We start from the raw sequence: 24,122 nt of genomic DNA on the forward strand, positions 1-24,122 counted from the left end.
GCCAATTACTTTGCTACTATCTTTTGATTGGGAATATGAAGAAAGGTTACAAAACCCTTAGGATTTTTAAGAAGTGTTTATTGGATGTTTTATGCCAATACTTGCTGCATGACTTTCTCGGTAATGTTATCACATCGACTGAAACCGAAACCAAAAACATCTTCTTTGTTCGCTGCAAGCTCATAAAGTCTCTCCTTTAGTGTGTTTTTAGCCCGGTGAAGTCTAACTTTCACATTGGATTTAGAAATCTTGAGGCATTCAGAAATATCGTTTATGGACATCTCTTCTATTTCCTTGAGCACATAAACAGTCCTATATTTAGCATCAAGAGAGTCAATTGCATTTTCCAAAAGTTGTTTGGCTTCGTTTCTTATAATACGTTTCTCTGGATTGAGCTGATTTTTATCTGGTATTTCCAAAATGGTATTTTTCTTTTCTTCTGATGATCTCTGGTATAGATGGACCACCTTGTCTTTTTCTTTTAAACGTGCCAATACCTCATTGATTCCAATTCTTATCAACCAAGTGCCATAGGTAGACGAGTGTTTAAACTGATACAACTTTTCAAATGCTTTCAGATAAGTGTTTTGCATAATATCCTCCACCTCTGACTCATCTTTTAGATAGCTTCTGATCACCCTAAAAAGCTTTTGATTGTTCCTTCTCAATAGAATTTCATACAACTCCCTTTCTCCTGCCAGAATACGCCTGATGATTTCTGACTCAGTTAGTTGATGGGGTTTGTAATCATTTAATTGGATAGGTTCCATAAGTTGCCGCTTTGCTTTTAGATTCAGGTTCTTACAAATAGTTACAAAATTTTGTAACCTTTTTAAGGCTCACCTATCTAAAGTTAAAACTAAAAAGCATGAAATCGAATATTGAAACCGTAAAATCCTTGTTGAAATACACCTACGGATTGGTCCCCATTGTGGCCGGATTGGACAAGTTCACCAATCTTTTAACTGATTGGACACAATATATTTCCCCAACACTATCAGACATGATTCCTTTCGATTCAGGTATGTTTATGATAGTAGTTGGCGTAATTGAAATTCTTGCAGGTGTTTTAGTGTTTTTAAAAACCAAAATTGGGGCATTGGTGGTTTCAGTATGGTTAACCGTTATTGCATTGGTGCTACTCCTAGGAGGAACATTTATTGATGTGGCCGTCAGAGATCTTGTAATGGCCATAGGCGCCTTCGCCTTGGCTAAGCTATCTGATAATCAATCTTCTTAACACTTATTGCATCAAAAGAAGGGGTGACTGTATGTGTTGAAAAAGAATATTCCGTTCAAGATGGTTCAGGACATGATCATAAGGTCAAGTTTACCGCCAGTAATTTTTTACCTCCTTGTAGAACAACAGTCAAATCACAATGGAGTTCACTAAGGACAGTGCATATAGGCATGATGTTACTGTAGCCTGCGTCTAAAAGAAATCTATCCTATTAACTTGTGAAAATGCCACCAAAATCGGTGGCTTTTCTTTACCCATTTATTTCTGTTGGTTATTTTTGACATATGTATTCCATTATCCTTTTGGGAACAGGCAATCTTGCCACACATCTGTTCAATGCATTCATTGTACAATCTCAAGTGAGAATAGTACAAGTATATGGAAGAAATCCAGAGCGTTTAAAAAAATTTGAATCCCGAGTTGAAACCTGCTCTGACTCCACAAAAATCAAGGATGCCGATGTGTATATCATAGCCGTAAAAGATGATGCAATTTCCGACGTGGCTCAGCTGCTGTATTCAAAAAAAGGAGTAGTAGTTCATACTTCTGGAGCTATGGAAATGGATTGCATTCCTTTAACCAATCGAGGAGTTTTCTATCCGTTGCAAACTTTCACCAAAGGTAAACCATTGAATTTTAAAGACATACCTATCTGTCTGGAAACCAGTGAGAATTCTTCAATGAAATTACTCAGGTATCTTGCGGAGCAAATAACAAATAATGTACATGAAATCGATTCGGAACAACGTAAAAAATTGCATCTAGCTGCTGTTTTTGCCAATAACTTTACAAGTTATCTTTATCAAATCAGTAAAGATATTTGCGAAAAAGAAGGACTCCCTTTCTCACTTTTACGACCTTTGATTCTTGAGACAGCAGAAAAAGTACAGATAATGCATCCGCATGAGGCACAAACTGGTCCAGCACGAAGGGGTGACCTCGGAAGCATTCAAAACCATATAGGTTTACTGGAAAACGAACAACAAACCAAAATTTATAAACTACTTAGCGAAGCCATCCAAGAAACCCATGAAAAAAAACTATAAAGAATTATTAAGCGTCATAAGCACTTTTATTTTTGACGTAGACGGTGTACTCACCGACGGATCAATTTTGATAACCTCTGAAGGTGAAATGCTCCGTAAGATGAACGTAAAAGATGGATACGCCTTAAAAACCGCTTTGCAAAAAGGGTATAATGTCTGTATCATTACTGGTGGCACCAACCAAGGGGTTAAAGAAAGGCTTAAAGGACTTGGTATAACAGACATCTATTTAGGAGCACATCATAAAGAAGAACCTTTAGAGGAGTATCTAGATGTATATAGCATAGACCCCAAAACTGTTCTTTATATGGGGGATGACCTTCCTGACATTCCACCTATGAAAAAAGTTGCATTGGCCACATCTCCTCAAAATGCGGTAGCGGAGGTCAAAGCGATTTCCGATTATGTTTCGCACAAAAATGGTGGGGACGGTTGTGTTCGTGACATCATTGAACAAGTACTTAAGGTACGTGGTGACTGGAACGATAATTTTAGTGCAAAAAATGATTGACAATAACCCTTTGAAGCAAAAACTAAACGGTTATAAACTTATCCTTGGTTCTGGTTCCCCTCGAAGAAAACAGTTTTTAAAAGACCTAGGGCTTGAATTTGAAGTAAGACCTAAATCTGTTGAGGAAATTTATCCGGAAAGTTTAAAAGGAGAGCAAATATCCAGATACTTGGCAGAATTGAAAGCCACTCCGTTCAAAGAAGAGCTCCAATCAAACGAAATTGTACTTACATCCGATACTGTGGTTTGGTTTAAAAACGAATCTTTGGCCAAAGCTTCAGATCCCACTGAAGCCTATCAGATGTTACGTACCTTATCCAGTGATTGGCACGAGGTAATCACCTCGGTATGTTTTACTACTTCTACCTTACAAAAAACAGAAAGTGCCACAACTTTGGTGAAATTCATGGATTTTACAGATGATGAAATCAATCATTATATCAATAAATGCCAACCCTTTGACAAAGCAGGAGCCTATGGTATCCAAGATTGGATTGGGATGATTGGAATCTCAGAAATTAAAGGTTCTTATACCAATGTGGTTGGGCTTCCTACACATTTAGTATACAAAACGTTAACAGATATGGTTTCCTAGCAATGTATGTGTAACTTTACTAAAACTCGTACGGTATGAAAAAGATCTTTCGAATTGAATTAACAGTTATTGCGCTATTGTTGGCTTGCACTTCCATTACCTCTTGTATGGATAAAAACAAGGTCTCTAACAAAGAAATGGCAATGAATGATGAGCTCGTTGTATCGGAAGTCATCAAGCCCAAAAGGCAGCTTAGCGAAAAGTGGAAAAAGTATTGGTATGGAGGTCTGGCCGAAATTACTTCGTACAAACTGGAACAGGCTCGATACGGACAAATCAGGGATGGGCATTCCGTGTTAATATATGTGACCGAACCATTTTTACCTGAAAAACAAGTAAAGGCTGACCGAAACAATCCAGAAAACCTATCTGTTTTAAAACTCAATTCAACAAAAAAATACCTCACAGGCATTTACCCTTATTCGGTTATGGGAAGTACTTTTTATCCTGTACATGATAATCAACATGCCATCAAGACGAGTTTATCTGTTCAGGAATGGTGCGGTCATATGTATTCTCAAATCAACAATAGAGATCAGTTTGAGTTTACTTCCCATTCCTATTTTGAAAGCGAAGCCGACCAAAACATAACCCTCCAAAAAAATGCGCTGGAAAATGAAATCTGGACAAAAATCAGAATAAATCCAGAAGGTTTGCCAACAGGAGACCTAAAAATGATTCCTTCACTGGAATATATTCGATTGAGCCACAAGGAGCTTAAAGCATATGATGCCATTGCTGGTTTGACTACAAAAGATGGTATTAGTAGTTACTCGGTGACCTACCCAAACCTTGAAAGAAACTTGACCATCAACTTTACATCCAAATTTCCGTATACGATTGAAAGTTGGACAGAAGAGTTCAAAAGTGGTTTTGGGTCAAAAGCGAAGGTGTTGACCACGCGTGCAACCAAGTTAAAAACTATCAAAACAGCGTATTGGGGTCAAAATGGAAATGAGGATGTTGTCTTGCGTGATAGTTTAGGGTTGAATTAATCCATTCTTGTCTTGATTATACCCTGTTAAAGATGTTCTAAATAGCATCCTGTCTGGTTGTAATCTTTCTATATTTGGCATAACCACTAAAAATAGCTGTATGCGAAACTTTTGGGTCAGTGTGCTGACTTTAACTGCCGTCGTTTCAAATTCTATAGCCCAAAGGCCAAACAAACCTTCTTCTACCGAAATTCATCATAATCTTCAAAAATTAAACTTTTTGGGAACCGCACTCTATATTGCGGCCCATCCTGATGATGAAAATACCAGGCTCATTTCGTACCTGTCCAACCATGATAAAGCCCGAACCATTTATTTATCTCTGACCCGGGGTGATGGAGGGCAAAACTTAATCGGTTCTGAGCTTAGGGAACTTTTAGGTGTTCTACGAACGCAAGAGCTTTTGGCTGCCAGAAGAATGGATGGAGGAGAACAATGGTTTTCGCGAGCAAATGATTTTGGTTATTCCAAACATCCGAAGGAAACCCACAGAATTTGGGATAAAGAAACTGTTTTGGGAGATGTAGTTTGGGCCATCCGGAATCTAAAACCCGATGTGATCATCAATAGATTCAATCATAGAACCCCAGGTTCCACACATGGGCACCATACCTCTTCCGCTATGCTGAGTATGGAAGCTTTTGATTTGGCCAACGATAAAAAAGCCTATCCTGAACAATTGAAATTGACCGAAACCTGGCAACCACGAAGAATTTTCTTCAATACATCCTGGTGGTTTTACGGGAGCCGCGAGAATTTTGAAAAGGCCGATAAATCCAAAATGTTGAAATTGGACGTCGGTGTTTATTATCCCGAATTGGGCCTTTCCAACAATGAAATTGCATCCATAGCCAGTAGTCAGCACCTGTGTCAGGGTTTTGGAAGAATCACTACCAGAGGATCCCAAGATGAATATGTGGAATTATTAAAAGGTGACCTTCCTGCCAGCAACAATCTTTTTGATGGTATTGATACTTCATGGAGTAGAATAAAAGGAGGCAAAGCCATTGGTGATATTCTTTATAAGGTTGAAAAAGAATTTGATTTTTCCAATCCTTCCAAACACATCCCAGATTTGGTAAAAGCATACCAACTTTTGCAAAATGTGGAAGATGAGCATTGGAAGTCTTTAAAATCCCAAGAATTACAGTCCATTATTCTGGATTGCGCTGGTATGTATTTAGAAGCCAATGCCGAGTCAGCATCTACTACATTGGACAGTCAGGTGAAACTGAACATTGAGGCCCTTAACAGAAGTACACAACCAGTTACTTTAAAAGAAGTTAAGTTAATTGGAATTGATGCCAAACTAAGTCCAAACCAAGTTTTGGCCCATAATGCAAAGGAAAATCTTGAATTAGAGTTTCACGTTCCGGAAACTACTCCAAAATCAGGGCCTTATTGGTTGAACAATCCGTGGAGTTTAGGGATGTATCAGGTCGACAACCCGAAAATGATTGGAAAGCCGGAAACGCCCAGTGCGTTTCTTGCAGAATTCGTGTTGGATTTTGATGGTGTCGAGATTGGATTTGAAAAACCTGTAATCCGACGGTATTCTAAACCGGAAAAGGGTGAATTATACGAGCCTTTTGTTGTCCTTCCCGAAGCTACTTCAAAAATCGCAGAAAAGGTTATCATATTTTCAGATACCGGTAGCAAGGATGTTCTTGTGAGTGTAAAAGCTGGTAAGGATAATGTTGAGGGAGAAATAACATTGGACCATCCTGTCGGTTGGAGCGTTTTTCCTGCCAAAATTCCTTTCTCCATAGCGCAAAAAGGACAGGAACAATCTGTAACTTTTAAGATTACTCCTCCCGAGCATGACAGTGAAGGTAAAATTGCTCCTAGAGTGAAAATCGGCAATCAAACACATGGAAAAGAACTTGTTGAGATTACCTACGACCATATTCCCAAACAGTCCATCCTTTTACCTTCAGAGGCCAAGGTAGTACGTATGAATATTCAAAAATCGGGTGAGCATATAGGATATGTTATGGGAGCGGGCGATAAAGTTCCTGAGAGTCTAAAACAAATAGGGTACCAAGTCCATATCATCAATCCGGAGGAAATTCAAGCCGGCTCTTTGGATAAATACGATGCCGTAGTGGTAGGCATTCGTGCCTACAATGTGGTAGACGACTTAAAATTTAAACAACCCCATCTCTTTGATTATGTAGAAAAAGGTGGAAATCTCATAGTTCAATATAATACGGCAGGTAGATGGGCCAAACAATTTGAAAATATCGCTCCGTACGACCTTACCTTATCCCGTGACCGTGTTACAGATGAGACCGCCGAAGTAAGTATTGTAGCAAAAAATCATTCCTTGGTTAATTTTCCCAATACTATTAAAGAAAGTGACTTTGATGGCTGGGTTCAAGAAAGAGGGCTTTATTTCCCAAAGGAATGGGCTCCAGAGTTCACACCTATTCTTTCCATGTCCGATGAAGGGGAAGAGGCCACCGAAGGTAGTTTACTTGTGGCGCCATATGGCGAAGGAAATTATATCTATACGGGGCTGAGTTTCTTTAGGGAATTGCCAGCCGGAGTTTCTGGAGCGTACAAATTATTTGCAAACATGCTTTCCATAGGAAAGAGTGAAGTAAAATCTGAAAGCAATGTCAAAGGATAGTATGGACAACACTTTGATCTGGAAAAAGGAATACACCATTGTGCATATTCTCAATGTGCTGTATATTCTGATTTTTTACTTCATAATGATACTAAATAACTAAGGGTTTCATGGGTATATTGGATTGGATTGTTCTAGGCAGCACCATGCTTTTTATTGTAGGCTATGGTGTTTGGAAAACCCGTGGGAGCAAAAATGTAGAGGATTATGTAAGAGGAGGCAATGATGCCAAATGGTGGACCATAGGACTTTCAGTTATGGCTACCCAAGCCAGTGCCATTACGTTTTTGTCAACTCCAGGACAAGCTTTTCATGATGGAATGGGCTTTGTGCAATTCTATTTTGGATTACCCATGGCCATGATTGTTATTTGTTTGGTATTCATCCCCATTTACCGAAAACTCAAGGTTTTCACAGCTTATGAAATGCTCGAAGGTCGGTTTGACTTAAAGACCCGAAGCCTTACGGCTATTTTGTTCCTGATTCAACGTGGTTTGGCCGCAGGAATCACCATTTTCGCACCGTCCATAATCCTATCTGCTGTATTGGGATGGGACTTGCGTACCCTTAACATCATTATCGGAATTTTGGTTATCATTTATACGGTCTCTGGGGGTACCAAAGCGGTAAGCGTTACACAAAAACAGCAAATGTTCATCATTATGGTGGGCATGTTCTTTGCTTTCTTTTTCATTTTGGATTCCTTGCCGACCGGGGTGTCCTTTGGTGAAGCTCTTAAAATAGCAGGCGCCAACGATAAACTCCAAATTCTCGATTTCAGTTTTGACACCAATAACCGATATACCTTTTGGAGCGGTATTACTGGTGGATTTTTCTTGGCCCTCGCTTATTTTGGTACAGATCAGAGTCAAGTGCAGCGGTACCTCTCTGGGAAATCTGTTAGGGAAAGCCAATTAGGGTTAATATTCAATGGTATTTTTAAAATCCCAATGCAGTTTTTTATTCTGCTCGTTGGTGCAATGGTATTTGTATTTTACCAATACAACCCATCTCCGTTGAATTTTAACCCGGCAGCTACGCAAGCAGTAATGACCTCTGAATTTGAAGGAGATTACAAAGCGCTCGAAAAGGCACATTTAGAATTGGAGCAAGAAAAGAAAATGGCGCAAAGTTCATTTTCCGAAGCCCTGGCCTTAAAGGAATACAATGCGATTCGACAGGCAAAACAAGATATTATAAAAATCAACAAACAAGAAAAGGCAGGTAGAAATGCCGCCAAAGCTTTGATTTCAAAAGCAGATGATTCTGTAGAGACCAACGACAAAGACTATGTGTTCATCCATTTTATCCTAAACAATTTACCGGCGGGACTTATAGGATTACTCTTGGCCGTTATACTTTCTGCGGCGATGTCCTCCACTGCATCCGAACTAAATGCGCTTGGAACCATCACAGCTTTAGACCTTTATAAAAGAAACCAAGCAAAGAAAAAGAACGAGAAACACTACGTTTTGGCTACAAAAGGGTTTACGCTGCTTTGGGGTGTTATCGCTATTATCATAGCATGTGTAGCCAACCTTTTTGACAACCTTATACAGTTGGTGAACATTATCGGGTCTATTTTTTATGGAAACGTATTAGGTATTTTCCTTTTGGCATTCTTCTTCAAATTTGTGAAAGGAAATGCTGTGTTCATAGCCGCTTTGATTACCCAGATTGTGGTAATAGTGGGTTGGTATTTGGATTGGATGTCCTATTTATGGTTGAATGCGTTTGGATGTCTACTGGTCATCTTCATTGCCATGCTTATCGAAGGATTTGATTACTTTTTTAGGAAACCTCACTTAAATGCATAAAAAACCCGCCAATTAGCGGGTTTAAAATAATTCATTGGTCAACGACTTATAGTCCGCCCCATTCTTTTAAAGAATCCTTGTTCAGCTTCACATAGTCAGCATTCCCAGCTTCTTCTGCAACTTTCAATGATTGTTTTGCAGCAGCAATAGCTCCTTTTTTATCACCAAGCTTAGCCAAGATCAAAGATTGCCTGCGCATTACCCAAAAGGCATCTGGCCTCATTTCAACGGCTTTTGCAATCCATTCTTTAGCTTTGTTCAAGTCCTTTCCTTCTTCATAATAATAAGAAGCGGCTGAGTAGTAATCACCTGCACTTGGTCCGGACATAACACTTTCAATGCTTTTTTGGGCTTTTTCCAAAGTAGGCACTTCAAACTTCACGCCCACATAGGCCTTCTCCCACATCATTCCCAAACTAGCTCCATTGTTGTTCACATCATCAATAGTAATCGTAAAGGTTTCAATAGATACTGGCAATGGATAAACCTGAGCTGTGGTTTTGGCAGCCACTTTGCTATCATCCCACTCCTGTGGTGTTCCCCAGTTATTGGTATCCGCATAGAAAATAACTTCCCATGAAGATTGTCCAGGTTTGGTAAAGATAGCATAGGATCCAGCTTTAATTTTCTGACCATCAACGGTCACGTCATCGCTGAATGTGATTGTAGTGTTTCTGTTGGCACCAGTTCTCCATAACTTGTTATAAGGAACCAAGTTGCCAAAAATCGTTCTTCCTCGAACGGAAGGCCTAGAGTATTCGACCTCCACATCGGTAAGTCCTACGGTCTGGCTAAGTTTTGACGAAGGACTGGGTTGTGGTGTTTGCATCTGCGCTCCAACGGACACAGTAAGCAGGGCAGCAAAAGCAAACAATGCTAGTTTTTTCATTTATAAGAATTTTAGATTTGTTAGTAAAACAAAGCTAGCCATTATGGGATGCGAAGCTTGTTAAGAAACACTTAAAAGAAACTCATGGTGGTATGTTTTCAAAATTATTTTTGAGTTCAATTTAAAGTTCAGAATTTTATTTTGTTTAATGTTTTTATATAATTATTAAACAATTTATTTATTTTTGAAGAAAAACGATATATGCGTTTATATCAACTTTATGCGGTTCAAACCTTACCCATCTTCAAAACAAAAGCTTGGGAATTTTTAAAAAACCCAAGAAACCTTAAGGAGATTACTCCTGATCACATGGACTTTCATATATTATCGGATATTGATAGACCCATGTTTCCGGGCCAGATTATTCAATATAAGGTCAATCCGTTTCCAGGTCTAAGCACCAAATGGGTCACCGAAATAACGCATGTAGTCGAAGGGAGCTATTTTGTAGATGAACAACGGTTTGGCCCATATGCTCTATGGCATCATAAGCACTTTTTAAAAGAGGTGCCCGAAGGAGTTCAAATGGAGGATATCATAGATTTTAAGCTCCCATTCGGGATTTTGGGGCAATTGGTTTATCCTATTTTGATAAAACAGCAACTTTTAAAAATATTTAGATATCGTCAGCAAAAACTAACCAAACTCTTTGGAGAGGTTGAAAAGGTTCAAAACTTTGTGGAAATAAAATCCATATGAAGGATGTAGTGTCTATTTTTTGGTTTCGTAGAGATTTACGCCTAGAAGACAACATCGGTTTGTACCATGCCCTTAATAGTGGTCAACCTGTATTACCCATTTTTATTTTTGATACAGAAATTTTGGATAACCTTCCGAAAAATGATGCTCGAGTCACTTTTATTCATGGGCAGCTGCAAAAGATACACCAAGAATTACAATCCAAATACCAAAGTGGTCTCGCTATGTATCATTGTAATCCTATTTCTATTTTCATCCAAATTATGCACAAATATGAGGTCAAAGCCGTTTTTACCAATCACGACTATGAACCTTATGCTATCCAACGGGATTCCGAGATAAGAATACTATTGGCCAAAGAGAATATCGCTTTCTGTACCTATAAAGATCAAGTGATTTTTGAAAAAGATGAAATAGTCAAAGAAGATGGTAATCCATATGTGGTATATACGCCCTATAAAAACAAATGGAAGGAAAAGTTTAATCAAAAAGAACATCTTATCCCTTTTGATTCATCCCGTAGATTAAATAGACTTTGTAAAAACGATGAGTTTCCAAATATGGGCCTTAAAGATATTGGCTTTGTTCCCTCTCCTATTTCAGTACCAGAATTCAACATAACACCTTATTTGATTCAGAACTACGAACAAACCAGGAACTTTCCTGCAAAAATAGCCGGCACATCGCTTTTAGGGCCACATCTTAGATTTGGAACTGTTTCAATTAGACAGGTTATTAAAAATGCCATCGTCCAGGAAAACGAAGTTTTTTGGAGTGAATTGATCTGGAGGGAATTCTTTATGCAAATTCTTTGGCATTTTCCGCATACGGTGGACAAATCGTTTAAACCCAAGTATGATCGCATTGTATGGCGGAACAACCATAAGGAATTTGATCTTTGGAAAGCAGGACAAACAGGATATCCATTTGTTGATGCGGGAATGCGGGAGCTTAATACAACAGGATACATGCACAATCGTGTGAGAATGATTGTAGCCAGTTTTCTCTGTAAACATCTACTTATTGACTGGCGTTGGGGTGAAGCCTACTTTGCCGAAAAACTTTTAGATTTTGAACTGGCAAGTAATGTGGGTAACTGGCAATGGGCAGCAGGTAGCGGGGTTGACGCAGCTCCCTATTTCAGGATTTTCAACCCAACGACCCAAATAGAAAAATTTGATGCACAACATGAATATATTAACAAATGGGTGCTTGATATTCAAGAGTTTAGCTATCCATCTCCCATTGTAGATCATAAAATGGCCCGTGAACGCTGTCTTCAAGTTTACAAAGCCGCCCTTGGTTGAAGCTTTTTCAGTATTTTTAATATCTGGTTTTATTTTTGGGTCCACAGTGGGAAAAATGAAGTTCGAACCCAAATGCATTACCCTCATCTTTCGAGCTAATTCAAACAATATAAAATGAAACGATTAACCACTCTAGTATTGCTTTGTCTGGTTTCGCTTAACTTGACAGCGCAAAAACTCAATTCAAACAAAAAAGCAATTATAGCTTCTGTTGAGGCTCATAAAGAAAACCTGATTCAAATAAGTGATTCCATTTGGGCCCTTGCCGAAACGGCCTTTAATGAATCTAAATCCGCTGAAGTATTGGCCGATTACGCAGAAAAAAATGGATTAAAGGTGACTCGAGGAGTAGCCAATATTCCAACAGCATTTACCGCTACTTATGGTTCAGGCAAACCTTTGATCAGTGTTTTAGGGGAATTTGATGCCTTACCAGGTCTTTCCCAAAAAACAGTTCCGACCAAAGATCCTCTGGCTGAAGGAGCACCTGGCCATGGATGCGGGCACAATATGTTCGGGGCAGCAAGTTTAGGAGCAGCCATTGCCATCAAGGAACAAATCGAAGCGGGCAAGCTGAAAGGAACCGTCAAATTTTTGGGAACACCCGCAGAGGAAAAGTACTTTGCCAAGGTTTGGATGGTCGAGGCCGGTCTATGGGACGATGTCGATGTAAATGTAAGCTGGCATCCTGGTGCCAATATTGAAGCGGATGTTCAAAGTGGTCTTTCGCTGATCGATTTTATTGTGGAATTCCATGGGCAGGCTGCACATGCATCAGCTGATCCTTGGAACGGGCGTAGCGCGTCAGATGCCTTGGAACTATACACTACCGGAATTAATTACTATCGCGAACACATTAAACCTACTTCCCGAATCCATTACCATATTCAAGATGGTGGGCAGGTCGTAAATGTAGTCCCAGACTATTCTAAAATTTGGGTACGCGTACGTGACCCCAAAAGAAAAATCATGCTACCCACCTATGAGCGCGTGAAAAAAATGGCTGAAGGAGCTGCTATTATGGCGAATGTTGATTACAAAATTTCATTGGTGTCAGGAATTTATGAGGTATTGGTTAATCGCACTGGAGGAGAAATCATGCAGAAAAACTTAGAACTTTTAGGCCCAATATCTTATACAGATCAAGAAACCGCCTTCGGAAAGGCCATTCAAAAGGCTACGGGAAAACCGGAAGTGGGTATGGACAGTAAAATTGAATCGCTGCGTGAAACGGAAAAAAATCCCGGAGGTGGTTCTACCGATGTTGGAGATGTGAGCTGGAATGTCCCCAACATCAATTTAAGTGTTACCGTGGCTCCAAAAGATACACCGTGGCATTCATGGGCCGTTGTGGCCTGCGGGGGAATGAGTATTGGGCATAAGGGAATGGTATATGCTTCTAAGGCGATGGCGATGACCATGGCAGATCTCTTTGAAAACCCTAAATTGGTCACTAAAGTCAAGGAAGAGTTCAAAACCCGAAAAGGAGATGAAAAATATGAAGCCATGATTGATGGGCCTCCCCCAATTGGGAATAACTAATCAAAAGTAATTTTATCAAAACAAAACGGACAAATCCAAATTTTTAAACAACAATTGAAAATGATAAAGAAGTTGATGCTATTACTGGCCTTGGGCATAACTGTCCAAAGTCAAGGACAAGAACATTTGTCCGTTTTTGAAAACTTGATGGGCAAAACATGGTTTGCTGAAGGTGAATGGGGAAATAATACAAAATTCAAGCAGGAAATAGAATTTAAATATGATCTAGGGGGCACTTTGGTTATTTCCGACGCAGAAGGCTTTACAAACCAAGAACAAACAACTTACGGTCCAAGAAACCATGGTATTCGAAAATTTGACAAGGAAAGCAATACCATTAAATTTTGGGAATTTGATGTTTTCGGTGGAGTCACTACGGGAAGTGTTGAAGCCAAAGGAAAGGATTTCATTTATACCTATTCTTATGGAGCTTCGGTTGTTACTGATTATTGGGAATATGTAAATGATAACACTTACAACTTTACTGTGGGCAACTATGTAGATGGACAATGGAAACAGATCTATCTTAAAACCAAGTTCGAAGCAAGGAGTACCTCAAAACCTGATTTTAACTTTGATCATCAGTCCTTGGTGGTGACCAATTTGATGAAAACAGGAGATTTTTATAAAGATGTCTTTGGGTTTGAAGAAATCCCCCACCCTGAAAATAAGCCAGGTTTTCGCTGGTTTAATATGAATAGAAGCTCACAATTGCATTTAATCAAAAAGGATTTTGCTCCTTTCGAAAAGAACAAAAGCATGCATTTATGTTTAGCTGTTGACGATTTGGAGAGCTTTGTTGAAAGATTGGTCTCCAAAAACATTGATTTTTACGATTGGCCCGGAAACAAGGGCTCGGTTACTGATCGAGCTGATGGTGTAAAACAAATTTATATTCAAGATCCAGAGGGTTATTGGATTGAAATCAATACAGCTGTGCATTAAAAAATGTGATTCCATGAAAAAAGTATTGGTTACAGGTGCTACCGGAAAAGTGGGTCAAGCTTTTATTACGAAGTTGCTCAACAATCAAGAATACAAAGATTTTACGGTCAGAGCTTTATGTCATAAAAGAAAACTAGAGCCCAACCAGCGCATTGAAATAATCCATGGGTCTATTTCGGATAAAAAAACTGTTGACAATGTTGTACAAGATATAACACATGTACTCCATTTAGCCACTACCAAAGAATCTGAAGATACTTTTATTGATGTTTCCATCAAAGGCATGTACCATTTATTAGAGGCCTGTCGAAAAAGTCATGATTTTGAACGGTTCATACTTATTGGTGGTGATGCCTCTGTGGGCCACTATTTCTATCCGCATAAAAAACCAGTTACAGAAACTCAAAAGCATACAGCTTATCCTGGTTGCTATGCCCTTTCAAAAGTTCTGGAAGAAGTAATACTTGATCAATATTATGTACAGTATAATTTTGAAGGTGTCTGCCTCAGAGCTCCATGGATCATGGAGAAAAATGATTTAAAGCGACATTTGACCTTTACCGAAAATAGCTTCGGAAGTCCTATTTGGCATACCTTGGTTGGAAATGATCGCGCTAAAAAATATGTCGCGCTAAAAACAATTCCCCTAATGCTTGATGCCAAAGGGAATTTTTTAAAAAGAAATTTTGTACATCTCGATGACCTTGTATCCGCTATCCTTGTAGCATTGACACACCCAAAAGCTATTCAACAGACCTTCAATATCTGCATGGACAACCCTGTTGATTATGGAGAAATGGCCAACTATTTAAAAACAACCAAAGGTTTGCCATCGATATCTGTAAAAACGGACTATTATTCTACCTGGCTCGATAATTCAAAAGCAAAATTTATATTAGGTTGGTCACCTGAGTATGACATGAAAAGATTAGTGGACGATGCATGGGACTACGACAATGCTTCAAATAGCAAATCCAAAACCTAAAACTTTTCTCAAGATGAACGACCCCATACTACAAACCTTTCCGCTAGGCTTTCCCTGGCAAACCCAAGATCCTTTTTTGTTCTGTGTGTATCACTTGGATCATTACCCAAAAGGCAACGAAGAAATGGGGCCTGATCCTAAACTACTCGAAGGACGAAATATCGGCAACGATTTTACCCTAAAAGATGGGTGGCGCATGTATCATGGACAAACCATTCCAGGATTTCCGTACCATCCACATCGAGGGTTTGAAACCATTACCATTGTAAATAAGGGATATTGTGATCATTCCGATTCTCTAGGTGCTGCAGGAAGATTTGGAGAAGGAGATGTGCAGTGGATGACTGCTGGTCGAGGCGTACAACATGCTGAAATGTTTCCCTTGCTCAATATAGAAAAAGATAATCCGCTGGAGCTGTTTCAAATTTGGCTGAACCTTCCCAAAGCAGATAAATTTGTGGAACCTCATTTTAAAATGTTATGGCATGAAGATATTCCCGTAATCGAGGAAAAAAATGCTCAGATTAAAGTCGTGGCGGGGAATTATAAGGGAACCCAGGCCAATGATCCAGCACCTGATTCTTGGGCAGCTAAGCCGGAGAACGAAGTAGCGGTTTGGAATATTCACATTGAACCCAGCACGGAATATGTTTTACCGAGTTCGAAAACCTTGGTAACTCGAACGCTCTATTTTTACGAAGGTGATGAAATTCACATTGGGGAGCGAAAGATAAATCCAAATTTTGGAATCGCTTTGGATCCTTCATTGGATGTAACCATTAAAGTTGGAAGTCAAAAAGCGCACTTTTTGATGCTTCAAGGCAAACCTATTGACGAACCTGTTGCCAAATATGGTCCTTTCGTGATGAACACTGAGGAAGAAATCCAACAGGCTATAGAAGAATATCAACTGACTCAATTTGGAGGATGGCCTTGGCCCTACCCTGACAATGTTCATGAAAAGGAAAAAGGGCGATTTGCATTATATCCGGATGGCAAGTTGGTAGAAAAAGGTTAAATGATATTTCTTAAACAGCATTAACCTCTAAAAATACTCCAAACCATCAAATTCCCATGAATTTGTTATACACTATAATTTTTCAAATCATTTAATCCCAGCCTCTTTAATTTGTCCCAAATTGGATGTAATGAAATTTGCCAACCTAATTCCGAGTACAATTCTTATTTACTTACTCTGTACGGCACCATGTTTTGCTCAAAACCAAAAACTGGACAGCCTTAAAAATTTGCTGGTAACGGCAAATGATACTACCAAAGTAAGATTACTGATTTTATTATGTAACTCTTCAGTAAATCAAGGCAAAGAAATGTCTTTGGAATATGGTTTTCAAGCTTTAAATGAAGCCAAAAAAATCGGATTCACTAATGGAGAAATCGATGCACTTTATGCAATAGCTTTAACCCATGGAAAAACGAGTAGTTATGCAGAATCGTTGGATTTTTTCAAACAATCATTGTCGTTAGCTCGAAGAGAGAATGATTTTGATGCCGAAATTAACATTTACAATTCCTTTGGCATTATATACAAACGCATCGGTGACTATAAAAAGAGTAAGGATTTCTACCTAAAAGGTCTGAAATTAGTGGATTCTTTACAACACTACGAAGACAACTCTGTAACCAGTATTTACATAAATCTGGGAATTTTATATGATTTACTGGATCAAGAACAAAAAGCCATCGACAGTTACGAAAAAGCTTTGGAAACACATTACGGTCCGGGTTACGAATTCACAGAAAATAGTGTCTTGGTGAACATTGCAGAGATAGATCTTAAAAACCAAGATTATGAAGCTGCATTGGAAAAATTTCTTCGCGCCGCCAAATTCAATGAAAAACATAATAGAGTTGCCTTGACCATGGCCTACTCGAATATTGGTATTTGTTATCTCAACCTAAAGCAATGGCAGCGTTCTGAGGATTATCTATTGAAATCGTTACAGCTTGCTAAAAATCTATCGCTTAAACAAGAAATTGCTATTGCCTATGGGAATCTTGCCAAACTTATGCTACGACAAGGGAAGATGGACGAAGCGGTGGACTACTCTAACCAAAATCTTAACGCCTTACAGGTCATGGGGGAATATGAATATAAACAGAAAGCCCATGCGTTAGCCTCTGAGATATATGAAGAGATTGGAAGTTATTCCAAAGCAGCTTATCATCTAAAACAAACCATGGCTTATCAAGATAGTCTGCTCAATGAAACCAAGATAAGAGAAATACAAAATTTGCAAATACAACATGAAGTATACTTAAAAGACAAGGAAATAAATGAAAATGCACTGCAATTGGCCTTGCTCGACTCCAAGGTGACTTCAGGCAAGAGGCGCACAATTTACCTGTCAATCATTTCGTTTTTATTGCTTTTTTCGGCGGCATTGCTCTATTATAGATATTTGGGGAAGAAAAAATCCAACGAACTATTTCGGGTGAAGAACCAACTCATATCCGAGCAAAATCAGGTAATTGAGAAGATGAACATGGAACTTGAAAAGCGTATGCTAAGGGCCCAAATGAATCCACACTTTATTTTTAACTCATTAAACTCTATTCAACATCTTATAAATTCCAACGATAAAACAAATGCATTAAAATATCTGTCCAAATTTTCAAAGTTACTCCGCCAGGTTTTGGAAAGCTCAATAAACATAACCCTGCTGCTCAAGGAGGAAATAGAATTGCTTGAGATCTACTTGGAACTTGAGTCCCTTAGGTTTGACAATGCATTTAGCTATAAGATAAATGTGGGCAAGAATTTAGATGTCTTCGCACATGAAATTCCAATGTTATTGGTTCAGCCCTATGTGGAAAATGCGATAATTCATGGCCTCATGCCAAAGCTGGGCGAAAAAAAGTTATCCATATCATTTAATGACAAAACTGAATATATGGAATGCGTTATAGAAGATAATGGGGTTGGAATCAATGCAAACACAAGACAGACAAAATCCAAAGCTACATCCAGAGGAATGTCGATTACGGCCAAGCGAATTGATAATCTAAAAAGGTTTGCTGATCAAAAGCTGTTGAAGGTGGAGAACCTAAACAGTGAAACCCGAACAGGAACAAAAGTTACTATCTTAATACCCAAAGATTAACACATTAGGGCTTTATTACGTATCAAAGAGCTTGTGAAAATATTTAAGGTTAAAAGCGAATTGCAATGAACTTAGCCAAAATGTTAGGGTTTACCGAAGATGCCAAACTACTTATCGTCCATGCTGACGATGCTGGCCTGTCCCATTCAGAAAATGAGGCCACTTTTCAAGCACTTCAAAAGGGAATAGTGAATTCCTATAGTATTATGGTACCCTGCCCGTGGTTTTATGAGGCCGCTCTTTTTGCAAAAAACAACCCCAACTATGATTATGGGGTGCATCTGACCCTAACCTGTGAATGGGAGAAATATAAATTTGGTCCTGTTTTACCCACATCCGAAGTTCCAAGTTTGGTGGATGAGAATGGTCATTTCTTTAAAAGCAGAAATCAGGTGAAAAATAATGCCCATGCTGAAGAAGTACGAAAAGAACTTACAGCTCAAATTGAGAAGGCACTAGATTTTGGGCTTACTCCTACGCATTTAGATTCCCATATGTACAGTGTGGGCGCCAAACCAGAATTTCTGCAGATTTATAAGGAATTAGGTCAAAAATATAAACTCCCTGTCCAACTAAATCGACAATTGATGGAAATGGTGGGTTTGAACGCAGAAAAAAACATATACAAGAATGACTTTCTTGTTGATAAAGTGCACATTGGCAAATTCGAATATTTTGAAAATGGTAACCTTCAATCCTATTATCACGAAGTCTTCGAGGAATTAGTGGAAGGACTCAATGTCATTTTAATTCATCCTGCATTTGATGATTTCGAAATGCAAGGAGTTACCGTAAACCACCCCAATTTTGGTTCCGAATGGCGACAAATTGATTTTGACACCTTCACAAGTGATTACACGAAATCCCTTCTTGAAAAAAGCGGTGCTAAATTGATTGCTTGGAAGGATATTTGCAATGTTATGTCCAAGCTTTCATAATCTCTCCTTTGATGAATTGGTTCACCTCCCACTGATCAGCTAACAAACTTTTTGTATTGGGATGTAATAAAGCATAGGGTTCAGGGCCATATTCCGGGGTTATTGTAATGTATTCTCTCCCATGAGCTTGGGCATCCAAAAGCATTTGTTTCCACCAGTTCATGAAGTGCTTCAGCTCCAAAGCATATGTATCGCTTCGTGGGTCTATCACCTGCGGACTTTGCGCCGACCCCACCCTTGCGTGAATGTGATATGAGCGCTCAATGGCCAAGTTGACTGCATCGGATTGATTTTCAAGTAACGTTTCGGCAACGCAACACCAATGCGAAAAGTCAGATGTGAGCTTAAGTTTAGGATATTCCTTTAGGAAAGCATGGCAAACATGGGCTGCAAACGAAAATCTGGAACGATGGGTCTCATGGGTAATGGTAACTCCCATTTCCTCCTCAATCTTCATCGCCATTTCAATCAACTCCGCATTTTGTCCAAAGGAAAAGAAATCCATTCCAGTATGGGAGTTGATTAAAAGCGGGTTGGCTTCTGCCAAATTATATAGATGCCCTTTATATTGCTCTTTGTGTTTTTCAAAATTTACTTCTTTGGTTTCCCAATGCTGCCCTACAAAGTTCAATTCATAATCCTTTAGAATCGAGAGGATATCCTTTTTCTGATTTCCAAGAGGTAAATCAATTTCAACGCCATCATATCCATGTTCCTTTACTTTTTGCAAAAATTCGGGCCAGGGGATATCGGCACTTCCCCATCGGGGATAAATAAATTTGAACTCCATATTATTTGTTTCTAATTTTTCTTTCACCCGTATGATCTACTCCCTGACTTCTTTCCAGTTCAATCATCTTTTTCGGACGAAAATTAAGTATTAAAGCACGCCTTTGAGAATTTGTAGTATTTCCTTTACTAAAATGTAACGTAAATCCATCATGAAACGTACATCCTCCGGCTTTCAAGGGAACACTTTTTGCTATTGATAAATCAGCCTCGCAGTATAAAGCTCCTCCTTCTGTATAATGTTTATGGGGTTTAATCTGCTCATTTTCCTTGGGTATGAACCACATGCAACCGTTATCCTCATACACCTCATCTAGCGCTATCCAGCAACTGGCAGATCTTTTATCCGGCATCTTAATCCAATAGGCCGCATCTTGGTGCCAAGGGGTTGGGGTGCTGGTTTGGGGTGCTTTATTAATAAGCATATCAAAATCAAGTTCCATGTCCACACCTAGCATATCCCTAACATGGTCTAGGGCCAGGGTATAAGCAATATTGGATGACAGTTTTGGTTCAATCATACTGGGTCTCATGATTTGGGTTATCTTTTCCACATTTGCTTTTGAATCTCCCTTTCCGCCTAAATCACTCCGTAAACCTGCAGTGCGCTTTCGGTCGTTTAACAATTCGTCATAGAGTTTTCTAAGGTTTTCCACCTCAACATCTGGAATTAGTCTGTCCAATTTCGTAAACCCCTGTTTTAAGAAATTTTCTTTCATACCTGATTTGTTTAAATCCTATTCAAAATAAAACCACAGAAACCAAAAAGTCTTTTAAATTCGTAATACCCTACTTTTTTATACAAATAGCATGCAAAAGCAAACAAATAAAAGAAAGGTATTTCAACTTAACACGCTCGGATTTAACCGATGCTTAGATTTTGGGCATTATCGGTACAATTCTGTTGAATCATTGCTTGATGATCATCAGCACACGGATGTACTTGAAATTTGTTTTTGCCTTAAAGGGCAGCAATACTATCAGATTGGTGAAGATTTGATTAAGTTAACCGGGAACCACATGCTTATCGTTCCACCCAATGTGAACCATAGTTCAGGTGTATATCCAGAAGATATTGGAGAACTCTATTGGATACAAATTTCTTTGGATAGTAGAAATGGTCACTTATTTAATCTCCCCAATAATCAATCTGATTTTCTTCTTACCAAACTGGTAACAAATGGGGGTAACCTAATCAAAGGAGCATTCGGAGTAAAACATTTGTTGGAAAAACTAATGGTGTTGCTTGAACATTCAGAAGCGGTTTTTAACCGATTGCAAATTGGTCAGGCCGTAATACAGCTTTTAATAGAGGTTTCCTTGCTTACAGATACGCAGCAGCCCCTTGAAGATTCGGAGCGGGTAATCATTATAAAGGATTTCATTGGAAAGAATCTTCATAGGATAATCTATGTCGACGAACTGGCGGCATTGCTTGATTTTTCTATTCCATACCTTAAATCTTGGTTTAAGTTGAACTTTGGGGTTCCTCCTAGAGCATATATCAATCGCTTGAAAATTGAACAGGCCAAAGCGCAATTATCCCAGAAAAAAACGATTACCGAAGTTGCTTTTGAACTAGGGTTTGGCTCATCTCAATACTTTGCCACCACCTTTAAGAAATATACAGGAATGTCGCCTAAAACCTATAAGGCGATGCAAAATCAAAGTTGAATTTGAGAAAATGGACCTTAAACCCTTACGATATTTGCCCCAATGGCACGAAGCCGCTCGTCGATATTTTCGTAACCACGGTCAATCTGTTCAATATTATTGATTGTAGATGTTCCCTTGGCGGATAAGGCGGCAATCAATAATGAAACCCCAGCCCTAATATCGGGTGAAACCATTGTGGTTGCCTTTAAAGTGGATCTAAAGTTATGTCCTATTACCGTGGCTCTGTGCGGGTCACAAAGAATAATCTTTGCTCCCATATCAATAAGTTTATCTACAAAGAATAGGCGACTTTCAAACATTTTTTGATGAATTACGACCTCCCCTTTGGCTTGAATGGAAACAACCAGTAAGATACTCAACAAGTCTGGAGTCAATCCAGGCCATGGTGCATCGGCAATAGTCAAAATAGAACCATCGATGTAGTTTTGGACTTCATATCCATTTTCATGTTTGGGAATGTATATATCATCTCCTCTTCGTTCCAATTGAATACCCAATTTTTGAAATGCGTTGGGAATCTGCCCCAAATCATCCCAACTCACATTTTTAATGGTGAGCTCACTTTTGGTCATCGCGGCCAACCCAATCCAACTCCCAATTTCAATCATATCAGGGAGCATTGTATGTTCAGTTCCTCCTAAGGATTCAACTCCTTCAATGGTTAAGAGGTTTGACCCTATTCCTGAGATTTTGGCTCCCATTCGGTTCAACATTTTGCACAATTGTTGCAAATAGGGTTCACATGCAGCGTTGTAGATAGTTGTGGTACCTTCAGCAAGTACGGCGGCCATAACTATATTGGCCGTTCCTGTTACTGAAGCTTCATCCAACAACATGTAGGTTCCTTTGAGTTTCTCCGCTTCTACACCGTAAAAGTATTCCTCTCGGTTATATCTGAATTTTGCGCCAAGCTTTATAAAACCTTCAAAATGGGTATCTAAACGTCTTCTACCTATCTTATCACCTCCTGGTTTTGGGATATACCCTTTCCCAAAACGGGCCAACAAAGGGCCTACTAGCATTATGGAACCTCGTAATCCGCGGCCATCTTGTTTAAATTGGTCAGACTGTAGGTAATCTAGATTAATGTCATCAGCTTTAAAGGTATAAGAGCCCTTGCCTTTTTTTTGGATCTTTACCCCTAAGTCCTCAAGCAAGGCAATCAACTTGTTGACATCTATGATGTCCGGAATGTTGTTGATGGTTATTTTTTCAGGTGAAAGCAATACCGCACAAAGAATCTGAAGTGCCTCGTTCTTCGCTCCTTGGGGTGTAATTTCACCATGAAGCTGGTGGCCACCCTCTATTCGAAATGTTCCCATGAATTCCTTCGGAATTTAATATCGTTTCTTGTTCCTATTATTGCGCTGTTTTTTGCCTCCTCCATTTTTATGGGACTTTGACAAACGATTTTTAAGGAATTGTCCACTATCAGTCAAATTTTCCCCACGCGGAGCCAAATCAATTTCACCATTGCTCAATTCCTTCAAATGTTCAAAAATCACAGCATCCTCAACGGAATCTTTGTTCCAGTTCAGATAGCATTTTTTCATGTGATTGGCAATCGCATACTCAAGGCCTGAACGCAAATCTCCTTTTTCCCATTTTATGGCTACATCTATCATTCTTTTGATGTTGTTTCCATAAAATCGGTACTTAGGGTGGTTTTGGGGATATTCCAAAGGTTCCGGACGCTGCTGTAAAACTTCTTTGGAAGTTATGGGGAAAGGAGAATCAACATCCAACTTAAAATCAGACATGATAAACAATTGATCCCATAATTTGTGCTGAAAATCAGGTACATCACGTAAATGGGGCTGCAAATTGCCCATTACACTAATAATGGCCTTGGCCACTTTATTACGTTCTTCCCTATCGGCCACAGAGACTGCATGATCCACCATTTTTTGAAAATGACGGCCATATTCGGGAATGTGGAGCTTTGGGCGCTCCGTATTGTATTCTAAGTTGTCTACTAAATTCAAACTAAAATATTTATAGAAATTAATTGGGAAGTCTATCCGTAACGCCTGCAAATTAATAAAATTATGTCAAAACATAGTTAAAGAGATATTACTCCCTCAACTTTGGACACCTCTTTATACTTGGCGATTACTTCATCAGGACCGTTAAGATTGACCGTGATGGATATGCTTGTATAAGTTCCTTTTTTCGATTTCTTGGATTCTATTACGGCTCCTGTATTATTGAAGATGTCATTTATTTGTTTAATTCGCTGTTCATCTGTGGGAACAATGAACTTATATAAATAATTGGAGGGCCAACTCGTATTCTCCAACAGCTGTTCTTTTAATCTGGCGTAAAATTCTTCTGATTTTTCCTTCTCCATGGTGCTATTTTATACAAATATATGGGTTAGTCAACAATTTTTT

At 39.0% G+C, this 24,122-nt stretch carries 23 protein-coding genes; 16 read left to right on the forward strand and 7 right to left on the reverse strand.

The genetic code is table 11. The features are described 5' to 3' along the window. Positions 1-89: 89 nt before the first annotated feature. Positions 90-770 carry an RNA polymerase sigma factor gene (locus tag E4661_RS03125; RefSeq protein ID WP_136465358.1) on the reverse strand — a complete coding sequence of 227 codons (681 nt, stop codon included), beginning with the start codon at positions 768-770 and terminating at the stop codon, positions 90-92. 98 nt (positions 771-868) lie between these two features. On the opposite strand from E4661_RS03125, the gene E4661_RS03130 reads away from it, so the two are divergent. The 7 genes from E4661_RS03130 to E4661_RS03160 all read left to right on the forward strand — a co-directional run bounded on the left by E4661_RS03130 (position 869) and on the right by E4661_RS03160 (position 8,836). Then, positions 869-1,240 (forward strand): DoxX family membrane protein, encoded by a 372-nt coding sequence (locus E4661_RS03130; RefSeq protein ID WP_136465359.1) that lies wholly within the window; start codon positions 869-871, stop codon positions 1,238-1,240. A 284-nt stretch (positions 1,241-1,524) separates the two neighbouring features. After that, entirely contained in the window at positions 1,525-2,286 is a 762-nt protein-coding gene (locus E4661_RS03135; protein WP_136465360.1) for a Rossmann-like and DUF2520 domain-containing protein, read from the forward strand. After that, a complete protein-coding gene (locus E4661_RS03140; RefSeq protein ID WP_136465361.1) occupies positions 2,270-2,797 on the forward strand; it encodes a KdsC family phosphatase in 528 nt (175 codons plus the stop codon). Before E4661_RS03135 ends, E4661_RS03140 begins: the two co-directional genes overlap by 17 nt. Next, on the forward strand, positions 2,790-3,392 hold the full coding sequence (locus E4661_RS03145) for a Maf family nucleotide pyrophosphatase (protein ID WP_136465362.1): 603 nt from the start codon (positions 2,790-2,792) through the stop codon (positions 3,390-3,392). The genes E4661_RS03140 and E4661_RS03145 overlap by 8 nt, the downstream gene beginning before the upstream one ends. A gap of 35 nt (positions 3,393-3,427) precedes the next feature. Beyond that, the gene (locus E4661_RS03150) at positions 3,428-4,387 is read left to right on the forward strand and encodes a septum formation inhibitor Maf (protein WP_136465363.1); all 960 of its coding nucleotides are present in this window, start codon (positions 3,428-3,430) and stop codon (positions 4,385-4,387) included. A gap of 100 nt (positions 4,388-4,487) precedes the next feature. Continuing rightward, the gene (locus E4661_RS03155) at positions 4,488-7,019 is read left to right on the forward strand and encodes a PIG-L family deacetylase (RefSeq protein ID WP_136465364.1); all 2,532 of its coding nucleotides are present in this window, start codon (positions 4,488-4,490) and stop codon (positions 7,017-7,019) included. Between the two features lie 110 nt (positions 7,020-7,129). Further along, positions 7,130-8,836, forward strand: coding sequence for a sodium:solute symporter family protein (locus E4661_RS03160; protein ID WP_136465365.1), 1,707 nt, complete (start codon positions 7,130-7,132; stop codon positions 8,834-8,836). A 46-nt stretch (positions 8,837-8,882) separates the two neighbouring features. Here the strand turns inward: E4661_RS03160 and E4661_RS03165 are convergent, their stop codons facing one another. After that, the gene (locus E4661_RS03165; protein WP_136465366.1) at positions 8,883-9,725 is read right to left on the reverse strand and encodes a DUF2911 domain-containing protein; all 843 of its coding nucleotides are present in this window, start codon (positions 9,723-9,725) and stop codon (positions 8,883-8,885) included. A gap of 201 nt (positions 9,726-9,926) precedes the next feature. Here E4661_RS03165 and E4661_RS03170 point away from each other — a divergent pair, with 201 nt between their 5' ends. The 8 genes from E4661_RS03170 (at position 9,927) to E4661_RS03205 (ending at position 19,263) form a co-directional block, all read left to right on the forward strand. Further along, entirely contained in the window at positions 9,927-10,424 is a 498-nt protein-coding gene (locus E4661_RS03170; RefSeq protein WP_136465367.1) for an SRPBCC family protein, read from the forward strand. Then, a complete protein-coding gene (locus tag E4661_RS03175; RefSeq protein ID WP_136465368.1) occupies positions 10,421-11,731 on the forward strand; it encodes a cryptochrome/photolyase family protein in 1,311 nt (436 codons plus the stop codon). Before E4661_RS03170 ends, E4661_RS03175 begins: the two co-directional genes overlap by 4 nt. 114 nt (positions 11,732-11,845) lie before the next feature. Beyond that, positions 11,846-13,273 carry an amidohydrolase gene (locus E4661_RS03180; RefSeq protein WP_136465369.1) on the forward strand — a complete coding sequence of 476 codons (1,428 nt, stop codon included), beginning with the start codon at positions 11,846-11,848 and terminating at the stop codon, positions 13,271-13,273. A gap of 60 nt (positions 13,274-13,333) precedes the next feature. Continuing rightward, complete coding sequence (locus tag E4661_RS03185; protein ID WP_240751400.1) at positions 13,334-14,218, forward strand: VOC family protein; 885 nt, start codon at positions 13,334-13,336, stop codon at positions 14,216-14,218. A 13-nt stretch (positions 14,219-14,231) separates the two neighbouring features. Next, entirely contained in the window at positions 14,232-15,203 is a 972-nt protein-coding gene (locus tag E4661_RS03190) for an NAD-dependent epimerase/dehydratase family protein (RefSeq protein ID WP_136465370.1), read from the forward strand. A gap of 13 nt (positions 15,204-15,216) precedes the next feature. After that, positions 15,217-16,221 carry a pirin family protein gene (locus E4661_RS03195; protein ID WP_136465371.1) on the forward strand — a complete coding sequence of 335 codons (1,005 nt, stop codon included), beginning with the start codon at positions 15,217-15,219 and terminating at the stop codon, positions 16,219-16,221. A gap of 130 nt (positions 16,222-16,351) precedes the next feature. Next, positions 16,352-18,325, forward strand: coding sequence for a tetratricopeptide repeat-containing sensor histidine kinase (locus E4661_RS03200; protein WP_136465372.1), 1,974 nt, complete (start codon positions 16,352-16,354; stop codon positions 18,323-18,325). Between the two features lie 65 nt (positions 18,326-18,390). Further along, on the forward strand, positions 18,391-19,263 hold the full coding sequence (locus E4661_RS03205; protein ID WP_136465373.1) for a polysaccharide deacetylase family protein: 873 nt from the start codon (positions 18,391-18,393) through the stop codon (positions 19,261-19,263). On the opposite strand, the gene E4661_RS03210 is transcribed toward E4661_RS03205, so the two are convergent. Continuing rightward, positions 19,244-20,053, reverse strand: a complete 810-nt coding sequence (locus E4661_RS03210; protein ID WP_136465374.1) for a sugar phosphate isomerase/epimerase family protein — start codon at positions 20,051-20,053, stop codon at positions 19,244-19,246. The two genes, E4661_RS03205 and E4661_RS03210, sit on opposite strands and share 20 nt — an antisense overlap. Before the next feature lies 1 nt (position 20,054). Beyond that, on the reverse strand, positions 20,055-20,771 hold the full coding sequence (locus E4661_RS03215; RefSeq protein ID WP_136465375.1) for a phytanoyl-CoA dioxygenase family protein: 717 nt from the start codon (positions 20,769-20,771) through the stop codon (positions 20,055-20,057). Between the two features lie 91 nt (positions 20,772-20,862). On the opposite strand from E4661_RS03215, the gene E4661_RS03220 reads away from it, so the two are divergent. Then, complete coding sequence (locus E4661_RS03220) at positions 20,863-21,726, forward strand: AraC family transcriptional regulator (RefSeq protein ID WP_136465376.1); 864 nt, start codon at positions 20,863-20,865, stop codon at positions 21,724-21,726. Positions 21,727-21,743: 17 nt separating this feature from the next. Here E4661_RS03220 and murA read toward each other — a convergent pair whose 3' ends face one another. The 3 genes from murA to E4661_RS03235 all read right to left on the reverse strand — a co-directional run bounded on the left by murA (position 21,744) and on the right by E4661_RS03235 (position 24,079). Continuing rightward, positions 21,744-23,051, reverse strand: a complete 1,308-nt coding sequence (gene murA, locus E4661_RS03225) for a UDP-N-acetylglucosamine 1-carboxyvinyltransferase (protein WP_136465377.1) — start codon at positions 23,049-23,051, stop codon at positions 21,744-21,746. 15 nt (positions 23,052-23,066) lie between these two features. Then, positions 23,067-23,714 carry a DUF4290 domain-containing protein gene (locus E4661_RS03230; protein ID WP_136465378.1) on the reverse strand — a complete coding sequence of 216 codons (648 nt, stop codon included), beginning with the start codon at positions 23,712-23,714 and terminating at the stop codon, positions 23,067-23,069. A 77-nt stretch (positions 23,715-23,791) separates the two neighbouring features. After that, a complete protein-coding gene (locus E4661_RS03235; RefSeq protein WP_136465379.1) occupies positions 23,792-24,079 on the reverse strand; it encodes a DUF493 family protein in 288 nt (95 codons plus the stop codon). Between the last annotated feature and the right edge of the window lie 43 nt (positions 24,080-24,122).

This window comes from Flagellimonas onchidii (assembly GCF_004804315.1).
Taxonomy (GTDB): domain Bacteria; phylum Bacteroidota; class Bacteroidia; order Flavobacteriales; family Flavobacteriaceae; genus Flagellimonas; species Flagellimonas onchidii.

What these genes read in the sequence shown, in the direction of transcription:
- E4661_RS03130 (WP_136465359.1), top strand. Translation starts at nt 869, where the DNA reads ATGAAATCGAATATTGAAACCGTAAAATCCTTGTTGAAATACACCTAC.
- E4661_RS03215 (WP_136465375.1), bottom strand. Translation starts at nt 20,771, where the DNA reads ATGAAAGAAAATTTCTTAAAACAGGGGTTTACGAAATTGGACAGACTA.
- E4661_RS03140 (WP_136465361.1), top strand. Translation starts at nt 2,270, where the DNA reads ATGAAAAAAAACTATAAAGAATTATTAAGCGTCATAAGCACTTTTATT.
- E4661_RS03190 (WP_136465370.1), top strand. Translation starts at nt 14,232, where the DNA reads ATGAAAAAAGTATTGGTTACAGGTGCTACCGGAAAAGTGGGTCAAGCT.
- E4661_RS03135 (WP_136465360.1), top strand. Translation starts at nt 1,525, where the DNA reads ATGTATTCCATTATCCTTTTGGGAACAGGCAATCTTGCCACACATCTG.
- E4661_RS03160 (WP_136465365.1), top strand. Translation starts at nt 7,130, where the DNA reads ATGGGTATATTGGATTGGATTGTTCTAGGCAGCACCATGCTTTTTATT.
- E4661_RS03195 (WP_136465371.1), top strand. Translation starts at nt 15,217, where the DNA reads ATGAACGACCCCATACTACAAACCTTTCCGCTAGGCTTTCCCTGGCAA.
- E4661_RS03180 (WP_136465369.1), top strand. Translation starts at nt 11,846, where the DNA reads ATGAAACGATTAACCACTCTAGTATTGCTTTGTCTGGTTTCGCTTAAC.
- E4661_RS03220 (WP_136465376.1), top strand. Translation starts at nt 20,863, where the DNA reads ATGCAAAAGCAAACAAATAAAAGAAAGGTATTTCAACTTAACACGCTC.
- E4661_RS03165 (WP_136465366.1), bottom strand. Translation starts at nt 9,725, where the DNA reads ATGAAAAAACTAGCATTGTTTGCTTTTGCTGCCCTGCTTACTGTGTCC.
- E4661_RS03175 (WP_136465368.1), top strand. Translation starts at nt 10,421, where the DNA reads ATGAAGGATGTAGTGTCTATTTTTTGGTTTCGTAGAGATTTACGCCTA.
- E4661_RS03155 (WP_136465364.1), top strand. Translation starts at nt 4,488, where the DNA reads ATGCGAAACTTTTGGGTCAGTGTGCTGACTTTAACTGCCGTCGTTTCA.
- E4661_RS03200 (WP_136465372.1), top strand. Translation starts at nt 16,352, where the DNA reads ATGAAATTTGCCAACCTAATTCCGAGTACAATTCTTATTTACTTACTC.
- murA (WP_136465377.1), bottom strand. Translation starts at nt 23,051, where the DNA reads ATGGGAACATTTCGAATAGAGGGTGGCCACCAGCTTCATGGTGAAATT.
- E4661_RS03185 (WP_240751400.1), top strand. Translation starts at nt 13,334, where the DNA reads ATGATAAAGAAGTTGATGCTATTACTGGCCTTGGGCATAACTGTCCAA.
- E4661_RS03125 (WP_136465358.1), bottom strand. Translation starts at nt 770, where the DNA reads ATGGAACCTATCCAATTAAATGATTACAAACCCCATCAACTAACTGAG.
- E4661_RS03210 (WP_136465374.1), bottom strand. Translation starts at nt 20,053, where the DNA reads ATGGAGTTCAAATTTATTTATCCCCGATGGGGAAGTGCCGATATCCCC.
- E4661_RS03145 (WP_136465362.1), top strand. Translation starts at nt 2,790, where the DNA reads ATGATTGACAATAACCCTTTGAAGCAAAAACTAAACGGTTATAAACTT.
- E4661_RS03150 (WP_136465363.1), top strand. Translation starts at nt 3,428, where the DNA reads ATGAAAAAGATCTTTCGAATTGAATTAACAGTTATTGCGCTATTGTTG.
- E4661_RS03170 (WP_136465367.1), top strand. Translation starts at nt 9,927, where the DNA reads ATGCGTTTATATCAACTTTATGCGGTTCAAACCTTACCCATCTTCAAA.
- E4661_RS03205 (WP_136465373.1), top strand. Translation starts at nt 18,391, where the DNA reads ATGAACTTAGCCAAAATGTTAGGGTTTACCGAAGATGCCAAACTACTT.
- E4661_RS03235 (WP_136465379.1), bottom strand. Translation starts at nt 24,079, where the DNA reads ATGGAGAAGGAAAAATCAGAAGAATTTTACGCCAGATTAAAAGAACAG.